The 12,623-nt window shown below is 67.6% G+C and carries 13 protein-coding genes; 10 read left to right on the top strand and 3 right to left on the bottom strand.

Annotated features, from left to right (window positions below; translation table 11 throughout):
• The 8 genes from NX774_RS16565 to NX774_RS16530 all read left to right on the top strand — a co-directional run bounded on the left by NX774_RS16565 (position 1) and on the right by NX774_RS16530 (position 6,845).
• On the top strand, positions 1–792 hold the full coding sequence (locus tag NX774_RS16565; RefSeq protein WP_258823347.1) for a hypothetical protein: 792 nt from the start codon (positions 1–3) through the stop codon (positions 790–792).
• Entirely contained in the window at positions 789–1,088 is a 300-nt protein-coding gene (locus tag NX774_RS16560; RefSeq protein ID WP_258823346.1) for a hypothetical protein, read from the top strand. Before NX774_RS16565 ends, NX774_RS16560 begins: the two co-directional genes overlap by 4 nt.
• Before the next feature lie 101 nt (positions 1,089–1,189).
• A complete protein-coding gene (locus NX774_RS16555) occupies positions 1,190–2,494 on the top strand; it encodes a M20/M25/M40 family metallo-hydrolase (RefSeq protein ID WP_258823345.1) in 1,305 nt (434 codons plus the stop codon).
• Between the two features lie 79 nt (positions 2,495–2,573).
• A complete protein-coding gene (locus tag NX774_RS16550) occupies positions 2,574–4,046 on the top strand; it encodes a PQQ-dependent sugar dehydrogenase (protein ID WP_258823343.1) in 1,473 nt (490 codons plus the stop codon).
• Between the two features lie 9 nt (positions 4,047–4,055).
• Positions 4,056–4,496 carry a thioesterase family protein gene (locus NX774_RS16545; protein WP_258823341.1) on the top strand — a complete coding sequence of 147 codons (441 nt, stop codon included), beginning with the start codon at positions 4,056–4,058 and terminating at the stop codon, positions 4,494–4,496.
• Positions 4,497–4,617: 121 nt separating this feature from the next.
• A complete protein-coding gene (locus NX774_RS16540; protein WP_258823332.1) occupies positions 4,618–5,211 on the top strand; it encodes an RNA polymerase sigma factor in 594 nt (197 codons plus the stop codon).
• 21 nt (positions 5,212–5,232) lie between these two features.
• Complete coding sequence (locus NX774_RS16535; protein ID WP_258823331.1) at positions 5,233–5,766, top strand: hypothetical protein; 534 nt, start codon at positions 5,233–5,235, stop codon at positions 5,764–5,766.
• Positions 5,763–6,845, top strand: a complete 1,083-nt coding sequence (locus NX774_RS16530; RefSeq protein ID WP_258823330.1) for a hypothetical protein — start codon at positions 5,763–5,765, stop codon at positions 6,843–6,845. Before NX774_RS16535 ends, NX774_RS16530 begins: the two co-directional genes overlap by 4 nt.
• Before the next feature lie 220 nt (positions 6,846–7,065).
• On the opposite strand, the gene NX774_RS16525 is transcribed toward NX774_RS16530, so the two are convergent.
• Positions 7,066–7,539: a DUF3016 domain-containing protein gene (locus tag NX774_RS16525; protein ID WP_258823329.1), complete on the bottom strand. Its 474-nt coding sequence runs from the start codon at positions 7,537–7,539 to the stop codon at positions 7,066–7,068.
• A 167-nt stretch (positions 7,540–7,706) separates the two neighbouring features.
• Here NX774_RS16525 and NX774_RS16520 point away from each other — a divergent pair, with 167 nt between their 5' ends.
• Together NX774_RS16520 and NX774_RS16515 are read left to right on the top strand one after the other, a co-directional pair.
• A complete protein-coding gene (locus NX774_RS16520; RefSeq protein WP_258823328.1) occupies positions 7,707–8,459 on the top strand; it encodes a DNA-formamidopyrimidine glycosylase family protein in 753 nt (250 codons plus the stop codon).
• Between the two features lie 198 nt (positions 8,460–8,657).
• Positions 8,658–10,160 (top strand): HD domain-containing phosphohydrolase, encoded by a 1,503-nt coding sequence (locus tag NX774_RS16515; protein ID WP_258823327.1) that lies wholly within the window; start codon positions 8,658–8,660, stop codon positions 10,158–10,160.
• Positions 10,161–10,173: 13 nt separating this feature from the next.
• Here NX774_RS16515 and NX774_RS16510 read toward each other — a convergent pair whose 3' ends face one another.
• Together NX774_RS16510 and NX774_RS16505 are read right to left on the bottom strand one after the other, a co-directional pair.
• The gene (locus tag NX774_RS16510; protein WP_258823326.1) at positions 10,174–10,485 is read right to left on the bottom strand and encodes a hypothetical protein; all 312 of its coding nucleotides are present in this window, start codon (positions 10,483–10,485) and stop codon (positions 10,174–10,176) included.
• Positions 10,486–10,655: 170 nt separating this feature from the next.
• A complete protein-coding gene (locus tag NX774_RS16505) occupies positions 10,656–12,596 on the bottom strand; it encodes a GAF domain-containing sensor histidine kinase (RefSeq protein WP_258823325.1) in 1,941 nt (646 codons plus the stop codon).
• Positions 12,597–12,623: the final 27 nt, after the last annotated feature.

Raw genomic sequence — 12,623 nt, 5'->3', positions numbered from 1 at the left:
ATGCGCAGGCTGGCCTGCCTGATTCCCCTGTTCCTGGCCGCGCCCGCGGGCGCGCAGGAAACACCTGCGCCGGTCGTCACCGTCACGCAGACGCGTGACCCAGTCGACAAGTCCTACCGAAAAATGATCGCTGGCATGGAACGCTTCGCGCGCGACCATGCGCTGGCGCCCCGGGCCACGCTGCGTTTCCAGCTGTTGCCACGCTCGCCGACCGTGGACATGCACGGCATCACGCTGCGCGTGGTGGGCGACCACATCACGATCCCGGTGCCGGTGGCGCCGGACAATACCTTCATCTTGCCGCGCAACGCGCAGGCGCTGGGCGAGGATGCCGCCGTCATCGCCAACCGCAAGACCACCAGCATGACCTGGCGCGCGCGTATCGAGACCCCTGGCCTGCCGCCGGGCACGCGCCGGCTGGGCGACCTGCGCCTGGAATGCCTGGTCGGCATGGACGCCGGCCTGGTGTCGAACAGTTCGCCACTGTTCGGCTGGCTGGCGAACGCGATCACCGGGACCGAGCGCGTGTGCAACAGCCCGGAAGGCAACTACCTGTTCTTTGCCGAGCGGCCGCTGTTTTCGGTGACGCTGCGTGCCGGTGCGCGCACCGAGGTGCTGCCGTTCAAGATGCTGTACGCGGGCGGCGAGCAGACGCGCGACATGCTCCCTTATTGCGATTGCCAGGTACTGGTGGACCGCACGTATTACGTCCCGATCTGGGACCGCGGCTGGCCCGACGACACGCTGGTCGAGTTCGCGTACATGGACGACCCGCCGGGAGCGCGCCCATGACACGCCTGTTTGCCTTGGCGGCAGCTGTGTTGCTGGCCGGCTGCGCCAGCGCCCCCCTCCCCGGATCCGTGGCGCGCGAGGACCTGGCCGCGCGGGTGGTGCCGGGGCAGACCACCAAGTCCGAACTGCTGGCCACGCTGGGCAAGACCAGGGCCGTGGTGTTCGACAGCCGGTTCGAGGCCTGGCTGTATGAGATCCCGGCCGGTGCGGGGCGTTACACCGAATTCGTGGTCCTGCTCGACCCGCAGGGCGTGGTCCGGAAAACGCGGCGCGGGCCGACCGGCCCGGCGCAATAGCTGTCATTACGCCGGGAACCCACATCCCCGCCGGTAATCTTTTTCCAATTTGCAATGAAGTAGTAAAGTGCACTCTTCACCTTTCACGACAAGAGTCCACTATGCACGTCAAGCCTGGCCTGGCGCTCGCCGCCGCGGCGATTCTCTGCACCCAGCTCGCGGCAGCCGCCGAGCTGTCGCCGGTCGAACAGCGCATCGTTGCCGAAATCAAGGCCCACAGCCCGCAGGCGCTGGACCTCCTGCGGCAAGCCGCGAGCATCAACAGCGGCACCCTGAACCTGAAAGGCGTGCGCGAGGTGGGCGCCGTGTTCCGCCGCCAGTTCGACGAGCTCGGCTTCAGGACGGAATGGATCGAGATGCCGCCCGAGATGGGCCGCGCCGGCCACCTGGTGGCCACCCGCAGCGGCACCCAGGGCAAGCGCGTGCTGCTGCTCGGCCACCTGGACACGGTGTTCGAGCCGGACAGCAAGGTGCCCACCTGGCAGCCGGAGAGCGCCGAGGTGGTGCGCGGCCAGGGCGTGTCCGACATGAAGGGCGGCGACGTGGCCATCATCGAGGCGCTGCGCGCGCTCAAGCAGGTCGGCGCGCTGGACAACACCACGATCTCGGTGATGTTCACCGGCGACGAGGAAGAGGCCGGCAACCCGAAGGAAATCTCGCGCCGCGACATGGTGGCGCTGGCCAGGCGCAGCGACATTGCGCTGGGCTACGAGGGCATGGTGGGCGGCAGCAGCGGCCAGCCGCGCGCCACCGTCGGGCGCCGCGCCACCGCCTCGTTCGAGCTGGAGGTCAAGGGACGCCAGGGCCACTCCTCCAGCGTGTTCGGCACGGGCGGCTACGGCGCCGTGTACGAGGCCGCCCGCATCCTGGACGGCTTCCGCCAGCAGGTCGTCGAAACGGGCCTGACCTTCAACCCGGGCGTGATCCTGGGCGGCACCGAGGTCGCCTTCGACGAGGCCAATTCGCGCGGCAGCGCCTTCGGCAAGACCAACGTGATCGCCAACACGGTGACCGTCAAGGGCGACCTGCGCTACCTCGACTACGGCCAGCGCGACCGGGCGCAGGCCAAAATGCGCGAGATCGTCACCCAGAGCCTGCCGGGCGCCAGCGCCAGCATCCATTTCCGCGATTCCTATCCGCCGATGGCCGTCACGCCGGGCAACCTGAAACTGCTCGACGCGTACTCGCAGGCCAGCAGCGACGCCGGCCTGGGCAGCGTGGGCGCGGTGCCGCCCGAGGCGCGCGGCGCGGGCGACATCCAGTTCGTGGCGCCGCTGGTGGACAGCCTGGACGGCCTGGGCGCAAGCGGCGCCGGTGCCCACTCGCCGGAGGAAAGGCTGGACGTGGGCTCGATCGAGCGCGCGGCGATCCGCAGCGCAATCCTGATCTATCGCCTGACTCGCTGACCCGCATCAAACCGCCGGCCAGCCGTGCGCGCGGCCCCGGCTGGCACAATGGCGCCTCGATTCGAAAGGAGGGGTTGCCATGCTGGCCGGCCGCTTGCGCCTGTGGGTGCTGCTGTGCGTCGCGCTGTGCGCCGCCGTGCTTGCGGCAGGCTGCGGCGGCGGTGGCGGCAGCCCGGGCCTCACCAGCGGCAGCAGCGGCGGCGCGCCCGCCGCCACCGGCACGCTGGCGGTGGTCATCAGCACGCCCGGCGGCGTGGCCGGCAGCCTTCAGGTAACCGGCCCCAACAATTTCACGCGCGCCCTCACCCAGTCGGCCACGCTGGCCGGGCTGGCTCCGGGCAACTACACCATTGCCGCGGCCGGCATCGCGGTCGGCGCCACGCAGTACGTGCCGCTGCCGGCCAGCCAGACGGTCACGGTCGCGGCCGGCGCCATCGCCACCGCCACGGTCAGCTACGCGGCGCGCGCGCTGTCGCTCGGCCTGACCGAGGTGGCAAGCGGGCTGGACCGCCCCGTGTTCCTTGCCGCGCCCGACGGCGACAGCCGCCAGTTCATCGTGCTGCGCGGCGGGCGCATCCTCGTCATGCAGGGTGGGGCGCTGCTGCCGCAGCCCTTCCTCGACATCGGCGCCAGCGTCTCCACCGCCGGCGAAGGCGGCCTGCTCTCGGTCGCGTTCGACCCGGGCTACGCCGGCAACGGCTACTTCTACATCTACTATACCGACCAGCAGCAGAACATCGTCGTCGAACGATTCCATGCCCAGCCGGGGGCGAGCGTGGCCGACCCGGCGTCCGGCCTCGTGATCCTGCGCGTGGCCCACCAGCAGTATGCCAACCACTATGGCGGGCTGCTCGCCTTCGGCGCGGACGCGCTGCTGTACATCGGCACCGGCGACGGCGGCGGCGAGGGCGATCCGCTGGGCAACGGGCGCAACGCCGATTCCCTGCTGGCCAAGATGCTGCGCATCGACGTGAGGCACGCCGGCGTAGGCGCCCCGTACGCGATTCCCCCGTCCAACCCGTTCGTCGGGCAGGCGCACAAGCGCGCCGAAATCTGGGCCAGCGGCCTGCGCAATCCATGGCGCTTCGCACTGGACGGCGCCCAAATCTACATTGCCGACGTGGGCCAGGACCGGCGCGAGGAAGTCGATATCGCCGACACCGCCCAGGGCGGGCTCGACTTCGGCTGGAACCTCATGGAAGGCACGCTGTGCGTCAAGGACGGCTGCGACCGCAGCGGGCTGACGCTGCCGGCGCTCGAGTACGGCCATGGCGACGCGGCCGGCGGGGCCTGCGCCATCGTCGGCGGCTTCGTGTACCGCGGCGCGGCACTGGCCGAGCTGGCCGGGCGCTACTTCTACTCCGACTACTGCGCCGGCTTCCTCAAGAGCCTGTACTTTGCCGGCGGCGCCGTGATCGAGCAGCGCAGCTGGCCGCTGCCGGCGATTGGCGCCGTGGTGTCGTTCGGGCGCGACGGCCAGGGCGAGCTGTACCTGGTGGCGGCCAGCGGCAGCATCTACAAAATCGGGCGCAGCTTCGCCCCGAAGAGTTAGAATTTGGGCATGGCACGTTTACAACTCGACTTCCCCGAAGACCAATGGTATTACTCGACACCGCTGACGGTGCGGGTAACTGACATCAATGCCGCCAACCACCTCGGCAACGATTCGATGATCTCGATGATTTCCGAGGCGCGGGCGCGCTTCCTGTTCGAATACGGCGTGGCCGAAACCGAGCGTGACGGCACCGGCATCATCGTGACCGACCTGGCCACCACCTACCGGGCCGAGGCGCACGCGCGCGACCAGCTGCTGTTCGAGGTCGGCGTGATGGACTTCAACAAGTACGGCGGCGATATCATCTTTCGCGTTACCCGCCCGCGCGACAAGACGCTGGTCGCCATGGCCAAGTCCGGTTTCGTCTTCTACAACTACAAGACCTGCCAGGTTGTCGCCATGCCCGACGACTTCCGCGCCAAGTTCGACCGCGTGAACTGGCTCTGACCAGGCGGTCCAGCCCTCCCTCCCCGTCCTGTGCGCCGCCGTCCCCGGTGGCGCCCCCTCGCGTTCAAAAAATCTGGAACTTTTTGAACGCGGCGGTGGAATATGGTTAAAGATGACAACCATGACCACCGCCAACACTCATTCGGACAGCGACCTGCTGCGCCAGGCCAGGAACGGCACCGCCGAGGCCTTCGCCGCCCTGTACCGGCGCCACCAGGGGCCGCTGTACCGCTACGCCCTGCTGCGCTGCGGCTCGCCGGACACGGCCGCCGACATCGTGCAGGAGGCTTTCATGGGATTGTTGACGGGGCGGCTGCAGTTCGACCCGCTGCGCGGCCAGTTGCAGCACTTCCTGTTCGGGGTGGCGCGGATGCTGGCCCTGAAGCAGGACCCGGGGCGCTCGCGCCTGCTGTCGCTGGTGGCGCCGGACGACGAGGACGGCGAGGACGGCTTCGAGATGGCCAGCGAGGACGCCGAGCCGCTCGCCCGCCTGCTGGAGAACGAGGCGGCCGAGGAGGTGCGGCGCGCGCTGGCCCAGCTGGCCCCGCACTACCGCGACGTGGTCATCTTGTATGAATTGCACGACCTGTCTTACGTGGAAATTGCCAACGTCTGCCAGGTCGACATCGGCACCGTGCGCTCACGCCTGTCGCGTGGCCGCGCCGCGCTGGCAAAACGCCTGGCCGCGCTGCGGCCGGCCGTCAACGCCGCCTGAGGGCGGCCGTGGAGAAAGAAAATGACTGACGAGGACATGAACAATTCGATCCTGGCTTCACCGCTGGCCGCCCTGCGCGCCGAACTGGCCCGCCACGACACCCCGGCCGGGGTGGAGCAGGAACTGATGCAAGCCTTTGCGCACACCTTCCCGCCGCGCCGCCGCTGGTACCAGCGCCTGCACGAGCCACGCTTTGGCATCGCCGGCAGCCTGGCCAGCGTGGCGCTGGTGGTACTGGTGTTCACCCTGTCGCCGGGCGGCGTGCCGGTGGACGGTGCGGCGGCCCTGCCCCAGGCCGCCGGCACGCTGGCCCAGGCCAGCCGCGACGACCGCGCCTTCATCGCGCTCGACTCGCTGGAACGGATCCAGCGCGAACCGGCGCCGCGGCTGGTCCAGACGCAGGTGCCGCGCACCACGCTGGCCCCGCTCGGCGTGGCGATCACCCCGGAAAACGCCGGCGACTCGGTCAAGGCCGAAATGCTGGTGAGCGCGGACGGCGAGCCGCTCGCCCTGCGCCTGACTTCACTAGACGACGAAACACGAGGAGCCCCATGAACACGAACAAACTGATCCTGGCTGCCAGCCTGGCCGGCCTGTGCCTGCCCGCCCTGTCGGCCGAGCTGGAGGACGCGGGCCAGGCGTCCCAGCCAGCCCCGGCCGCCAAAGCCGCACCGGCGCTGGCCGGCGCCCAGCGCATGCAGATCGACGTCATGCGCGAAAGCCCGCGCAGGACCGTCAAGAACGCGCCGTACAGCGCCGAGATGGTCACCGAGCGCATCCGGATGCTGGCGGACGGTAACCAGATCACGCAAAAGAGCGTCACGATGAGCTACCGCGACAGCGCCGGGCGTGCCCGTTACGAAACGCGCGACGCCAGGGGCGAGCTGGCCAGCGTGTCGATCCACGACCCGGTCGAAGGCGTGACCTGGGCACTGAACCCGCGTGACAAGACCGCCACCAGGTTCAGGACCGCCGGCATGGACCCGGGCGCGATCGCCGCCCGCATTGCGGCCGAAGCGGCCCGCAGCGCGGCCCAGGCCCACCGTGCTTCCGCCGAAGCCAACCGTGCGGCTGCCGAGGCTGCGCGGGCCGGGGCCGAGGCCGGGCGCGCCGCGGCGGAGGCGGCACGGGTACGCGTCGACGAGCTGCGCAAGGACGGCGTGCTGCCCGAAGGCCAGGCCGGCGGCCATGCGGTCACGGTACGGCGCTTCGAGGTGCCCGGCCACGAGGGCAAGGCGGCCGGCGCCAGCCCGGTCCACATCCAGGTCACGCCCGCCCTGGTGGAAGCGTTCTCGGACCGCAGCTGGTCGGCCAACGCCAGCAGCAAGGACCTGGGCACGCGCGACTTCGACGGCGTCAAGGCGCAGGGCAAGCTGCGCAGCTACGAGATTCCGGCCGGCGCGATCGGCAACAGCAAACCCATCGTCGTCTCGGACGAGACCTGGTACGCCCAAGACCTGCAGGTGACGGTCTCGACCCGCCACAGCGATCCGCGTTCGGGCGAGGTACTGTTCCACCTCGACAAAATCAAGCGTGAAGAGCCGGCCGCCGCCCTGTTCAGCGTGCCGGCCGACTACACCGTCAAGGATCTCAGCCAGCCGGGCAAACCGGGCGCGCAGCCGAAGGCGCCGTAGGCGACACCAGTGAACCCTAAGGGAGCGTGCGGGCCTGTCCCGCTTTTGACAGCCCGGCACCTGGTGCCGGGCTTTTTTTCGTGGATTGCACGTAGGGTGGGCAGCTCGTCTGCCCACGCGTCCAGGGAAAGCAAGGGTTACCACGGCGCCGGCGTGGCTTGAACGCGTGGGCGGGAAACCCGCCCACCCTACACGCCCGCGCCCGCCAGGCTGGCCCCGCTCAGCGCTTGGGCAGGAAGGTCTTGTTGAACCAGTCGTCCAGCATCTGTTTTTCGAAGCGCAGCGTATCGCCGTCCGAGAACCGGTTGGCGCGCTGCATGTACATCATGTCGGACAACTCGGCGTCGCCGCTGGCCAGCACCTGCCCGCCCGCTTCGAGCCGGTAGCGCAGGCGCATGCGCGGCCAGTCGGCGCCGCCCCGGAGCACGCGCAAATTCTGCCCGCGCATGTTCGGATAGATGCGGCCGGCCAGGTCGATATCCAGCACTTCGATCGTCAGGTTCTGGTCCGCCGGCAGTTGCTTGCCCAGCTTCTGGAAGTGCTCGGTCAGGTCCTTGAGCACGTTCTCCCGTTCCCACGGCTCGAACGGCATGTCGGCGAACTTGCCCGGTTCGATGTAGTTCACTGTCACCTCGGCGGCCAGCGCGCCGCCGGCAGAAAGCAGGCAGAGGCCCGCGAGAGCAAGCTGTCGCATCAGCGGTTTCATGGTGGAGTCCTTTCTGTTCCTGATCTCATGACAAATATACGCCGCTTTGGCCACCGCCGTCTGCTGCCCCGCCGTCCACTTTTGTATCGAAATGTTAGTCTCCGAACATGATTTTCGGCAGGAGCGCGCCACAATCGGGCCAAGGGAGGTGAGCCGTGCCGGAAGGTCCGTCGCTGGTGATTTTGAAGGAACAGTCGCGCCGCTTCGTCGGCCAGCGCATCGTGCATGCCGAGGGCAACACCTGGGCGATCGACAAGACACGCCTGGTCGGCCAGCCGATCGTGTCGCTGCGCACCTGGGGCAAGCATTTCCTGATCGAGCTGCCCGAGCTGGTGCTGCGCATCCATTTCCTGCTGTTCGGCAGTTACCGCGTGGACGAACGGCGTGACCGGCCCGCGCGCCTGGGCCTGGCAATGGAGGATGGCGGCGAGCTGAACTTTTACGCCTGCTCGGTGAAGGTGCTGGAGGGCGAGCTCGACCAGCTGTACGACTGGAGCGCGGACGTGATGTCCGACCAGTGGGACCCGGCGGGCGCCCGCAAGAAGCTGCGCGCGGCGCCCGGCATGCTGGCCTGCGACGCCTTGCTCGACCAGGACATCTTTTCCGGGGTGGGCAACATCATCAAGAACGAGGTGCTGTTCCGCATCCGCGTCCACCCGCTCTCGACCGTGGGCGCCCTGCCCGCGCCCAAGCTGCGCGCGCTGGTCGAGCAGGCCCGCACCTACAGCTTCGAGTTCCTCGAGTGGAAGAAACAATTCGTGCTCAAGCAGCACTGGCTGGCGCACACCAAATCGATCTGCCCGCGCTGCCACATCCCTTTCCACAAGGCCAACCTCGGCCACAGCCGGCGGCGCAGCTTCTATTGCGAACGCTGCCAGAAGCGCTATAACCCGCCCCGGGTAGACTGAAAATTATAAAAAGATATTGAACAAATACCATCGAAGCGCGGTGGCGGTGTGGCGTGACGCGATTCTGCAAAAATGCAACAGTGTTTCCTGTTGTTAATGATATCTGGTCATACTACAATCAAATTGTTACGCGGCACTCATGCAGGCTGCATCATGCGCCGGCCTGCGGCCCACAATAAAACGGTATCGGAAAGTACTATGGCTTTTTTGTCCGCCGCGCCCAAAGTTGCACCCTGGAAGGTCCTGCTGGTCGATGACGAGCCCGACGTCCATGACATCACCAAGCTGACGCTGTCGCGCTTTCGCCTCGACGGCCGCCCCCTGACCTTCCTGCACGCCTACAGCGGGCCGGAAGCGAAGGAAGTGCTGGCGCGCGAAAAGGACATCGCCCTCGTGTTCCTCGACGTGGTGATGGAGCGCGAGGACAGCGGCCTGGAAATCGCGCGCTGGATGCGCCAGGACCTGGGCAACCAGTTCACCCGCATCGTGCTGCGCACCGGCCAGCCCGGCCAGGCGCCGGAAGAGCGCGTGATCGTTGACTACGACATCAACGATTACAAGGAAAAGACCGAGCTCGACCGGACCAAGCTGTTCACCACCACCTTCGCCGCGCTGCGCGCCTACCGCGACATCATGAAGGTCGAGGAGGCGCGCCGCACGCAGGCCAACTACCGCGAGGGCCTGGAACGCGTGATCGCGGCCTCGGCCCACATCTTCAAGCAGCGCAACCTGAAAGACTTTGCCAGCGGCCTGCTGCAGCAGGTGGTGGCGCTGTTGCGCCTGGAGCAGAGCATGCTGCTGCGCGTGGCCGGCGCCAGCCTGATCACGGGCGAAAGCCGCTACGAGATCCTGGCCCAGATCGGCGACCTTGGCGGCGAGATCATCGGCCCCGAGCTGGTGGCCCAGCTCGACGAGGCGCGCGCCAACCGCATCTCCAAGCTGCACGGCGACACCTATGTCGGCTACTTCCCCAACAGCAGCGGCAAGGCCTCGCTGCTGGTGCTGCGCGGGGTCGAGGAAATTTCCGAGATCGACGCCCAGCTGCTGGAGGTGTTCTGCTCCGGGGTCGCGATCGCCTTCGACAACATCCTGCTCAACCAGGAAATCACCGACACCCAGGCCGAGCTGATCCTGCGCCTGGGCGACGTGGTCGAATCGCGCTCGAACGAGGCCGGCAACCACGTGCGCCGCATGGCCCAGGTGTGCCAGCTGCTGGCGCGCGAAGCCGGCCTGCCGGAAGATGAAACGGCGGTGCTGATGCACGCCGCGCCGATGCACGACATCGGCAAGATCGCCACGCCCGACTCGGTGCTGCTCAAGCCCGGCAAGCTCACGCCGGAAGAGTGGGAAATCATGAAGCAGCACCCGGCCGTGGGCCTGTCGATCCTGCAGGGCTCGCAACGGCCGATCCTGAAGGCGGCCGCGGTGATCGCCCACCAGCACCACGAGAAGTACGACGGCAGCGGCTATCCGCAGGGACTGTCGGGCGAGCAGATCCACCCCTACGCGCGCATCGTGGCGGTGGCCGACGTGTTCGACGCCCTCAGCCACAAGCGCTGCTACAAGGATGCCTGGCCGGTGGAGAAAGTGACCGAATACCTGCGCGAAGCGGCCGGCCACCACCTCGACCCGCGCTTCGTCGACCTGTTGATCAAGAATATCGACCAGGCGGTCCAGATCAACCGCAACTGGCCGGACTGAGCGGCAGCGCCGCTCAGAACAACATGCTGCGGCTGGTGCTGCCGACCGTGATCACGCACGAGGTCGCGCCGCTCGCCAGCACGCGCCGGGTCGAGCAGCTGGCCAGCACCGGCTTGCCGGCGTAGCTGCCGCGAAAGCTGCCTTCGCCCTTGGGCAAGGAAAGGCCATCATCGATCACCTTCTCGCCGTTCACGTACACTTTCAGCTGGGTCAGGTCGACCAAGTCGGCGTTCACGCGCATGCCGTCCATCTGGACCGGTCCATGGTCGCCCGCCGGCAGCGCGGTGGAACATCCGGCGCAAAAGACGGCGCAGCCCGCAGCCATACCAAGTTTCCTGAACATCGTCACTCCGTATCTGTATGAGCCGGAGATCATATATGCGCAGGAAATACGATAAGCTATTGAATTGTCACAACAAAGTTATATCTTCACACTGCAGAAATTAAGACAAATTCCGTACGGCAATTCGCGGGCGGCGGCGGCGGATGCGCCACTCAGGCCGCCTTCTGCTCGCGCCGGCTGCGCGGGAACTTGAGCTGGTAGCGTAGTCCCTTGCCCGGTTCGCTCTCGGCGCGCACGGTGCCGCCCAGCGGCCCGGTGGCCAGGTTGTACAGGATGTGGGCCCCGAGCCCGCTGCCGCCGCTGCCGCGCTTGGTCGTGAAGAACGGATCGAACAGCTTGGCCAGCGTATCCTGGTCCATGCCCGCGCCGTCATCGGCATAGTCGAGCGTGACGGTCTCGCCGTCGCGCCGTGCGCGGATGCTGATCGTGCCGGCCTGGTCGCGCTCGTAGCCATGCACCAGCGAGTTCACCAGCATGTTGGTCACGATCTGCGACACCGCACCCGGAAAGCTGTCGAGCACCAGGTCGGGCGGGCATTGCACGTCCACCTTGACCGGGCGCCCCTTCAGCTTCGGCTGCAGCGACAGCAGCACTTCGTGCAGGTAGGCCCCCAGGTTGAAGCTGCGCAGGTCGTCCGACGACTGGTCCACCGCCACCTGCTTGAAGCTGCGCACCAGCGCCGCCGCGCGCTGGGTGTTGGTGGTCATGATGCGCAGCGACTGGTCCACCACGTCGAAGAATGCCCGCAGGCTTTCCTCGGTCATCTCGCCCGCTTCCAGCTCCTCGCGCGTGAGCTTGAGCTCCTGCACCAGGTGGCTGGTCGCGGTCACGCAGATGCCCAGCGGGGTGTTGATCTCGTGCGCCACGCCGGCCACCAGGCGCCCGAGCGAGGCCAGCTTCTCCTGCCGCACCAGCTCGGACTGCGCCTGCTGCAGCTGGTTCAGCGCATGGTTCAGCGCCGCGTTCTGGTGTTCCAGCCTGTCGTTGGCGCGCCGGATCCGGTGGTCCGCCTCCATGCGCGCGATCGCCACCGCGGCGTGGCTGGCCATGAACGCCAGCAGGTCGAGTTCGGCCTTGCTGTACACGATTGCCGGGTCATAGCTCTGCACGATGATCACGCCGTAGGGCTCGTCGTTGAACAGCATTGGCGCGCCCATCCAGCTGGCGATGTCCTGGCTGCCCAGCGGTTCGGTGACCTGGCCGCTCGCCTGCAGCCGCGCAAAGCTGCCCGCGTCGTGCAGCTGCGCGTGCTTGGACGCCAGCACGTACGAGCTCATTCCCACGCCGTAGCGAAAACGCTTGACCGGCGCCACGGCATCCTTCTGGTCCACGAAGTACGGCACGCTCATTTCCTGGGTGTCGGGATGGTACAGCGCGATCAGGAAGTTATCGGCGGTGATCAGTTCGCTGATGATGCGGTGCAGGCTGCCCGGCAGGTCCTCGGGTTCGACCGCGCGCGCCGACAGGTTCGCGATCTGGAACAGCGCGTGCTGCAGCTGCTCGGCGCGGCGCCGCTCGGCCACCTCGATCGCCAGCGCCGCGGTGCGCTCCTGCACCGCGCGCTCGAGCCGGTCCATGCTCTGCAGGCCCTGCAGCGCGATCGACACGTGGTTGGCGATCAGCGCGAACAGCGCCTGGTCTTCGTCGCTGTAGCGGTGCGCCGGCGTGTAGCTCTGGATGACGATCGCGCCCAGCGCCTGGTGCTGCTGGTCCAGCAGCGGGCAGCCGATCCAGTGCTCGGCCGCACTGCCGGCGCCCCACTGGCCACGCTCGTCGAAGTCGTCGCGCGTGATCACCAGCGTGCGCTTGTTCAGGATGACCCAGGCGGTCGGCGACTGCTCGGGCGAGGCCAGGCGCACGCGCTCGCCGGGGTCGGGCGAGGCGTCCTGCTCGTCCACGAAGTACACGAAGCGCACTGTGCCATCTTCGCGGTCCGACAGCGCCACATAGAAGTTGGCGGCAAACATGATGCGGCCAAGTTCGCGGTGCACCAGGCGGATGAATTCGGTGATGTCGTTGCAGCTGGTGGTCATCTGCCCGATTTCGAGCAGCATCGACTGGACCGCTTCAAGGCGGCGGAGGCGGCTTTCCATGATTTCCCTTGCATAGATAATGCACTA

The organism is Massilia agilis (assembly GCF_024756255.1).
Lineage (GTDB): Bacteria > Pseudomonadota > Gammaproteobacteria > Burkholderiales > Burkholderiaceae_D > Telluria > Telluria agilis.
Note: the sequence above shows the minus strand (reverse complement) of the source record. Positions and strands in the feature narration are given on the sequence as shown.

Excerpts from the sequence above, each read along its gene's own strand:
- NX774_RS16515 (WP_258823327.1), top strand. The coding sequence starts at position 8,658 with ATGGCTTTTTTGTCCGCCGCGCCCAAAGTTGCACCCTGGAAGGTCCTG.
- NX774_RS16510 (WP_258823326.1), bottom strand. The coding sequence starts at position 10,485 with ATGGCTGCGGGCTGCGCCGTCTTTTGCGCCGGATGTTCCACCGCGCTG.
- NX774_RS16550 (WP_258823343.1), top strand. The coding sequence starts at position 2,574 with ATGCTGGCCGGCCGCTTGCGCCTGTGGGTGCTGCTGTGCGTCGCGCTG.
- NX774_RS16545 (WP_258823341.1), top strand. The coding sequence starts at position 4,056 with ATGGCACGTTTACAACTCGACTTCCCCGAAGACCAATGGTATTACTCG.
- NX774_RS16560 (WP_258823346.1), top strand. The coding sequence starts at position 789 with ATGACACGCCTGTTTGCCTTGGCGGCAGCTGTGTTGCTGGCCGGCTGC.
- NX774_RS16565 (WP_258823347.1), top strand. The coding sequence starts at position 1 with ATGCGCAGGCTGGCCTGCCTGATTCCCCTGTTCCTGGCCGCGCCCGCG.
- NX774_RS16530 (WP_258823330.1), top strand. The coding sequence starts at position 5,763 with ATGAACACGAACAAACTGATCCTGGCTGCCAGCCTGGCCGGCCTGTGC.
- NX774_RS16555 (WP_258823345.1), top strand. The coding sequence starts at position 1,190 with ATGCACGTCAAGCCTGGCCTGGCGCTCGCCGCCGCGGCGATTCTCTGC.
- NX774_RS16535 (WP_258823331.1), top strand. The coding sequence starts at position 5,233 with ATGACTGACGAGGACATGAACAATTCGATCCTGGCTTCACCGCTGGCC.
- NX774_RS16540 (WP_258823332.1), top strand. The coding sequence starts at position 4,618 with ATGACCACCGCCAACACTCATTCGGACAGCGACCTGCTGCGCCAGGCC.
- NX774_RS16505 (WP_258823325.1), bottom strand. The coding sequence starts at position 12,596 with ATGGAAAGCCGCCTCCGCCGCCTTGAAGCGGTCCAGTCGATGCTGCTC.
- NX774_RS16525 (WP_258823329.1), bottom strand. The coding sequence starts at position 7,539 with ATGCGACAGCTTGCTCTCGCGGGCCTCTGCCTGCTTTCTGCCGGCGGC.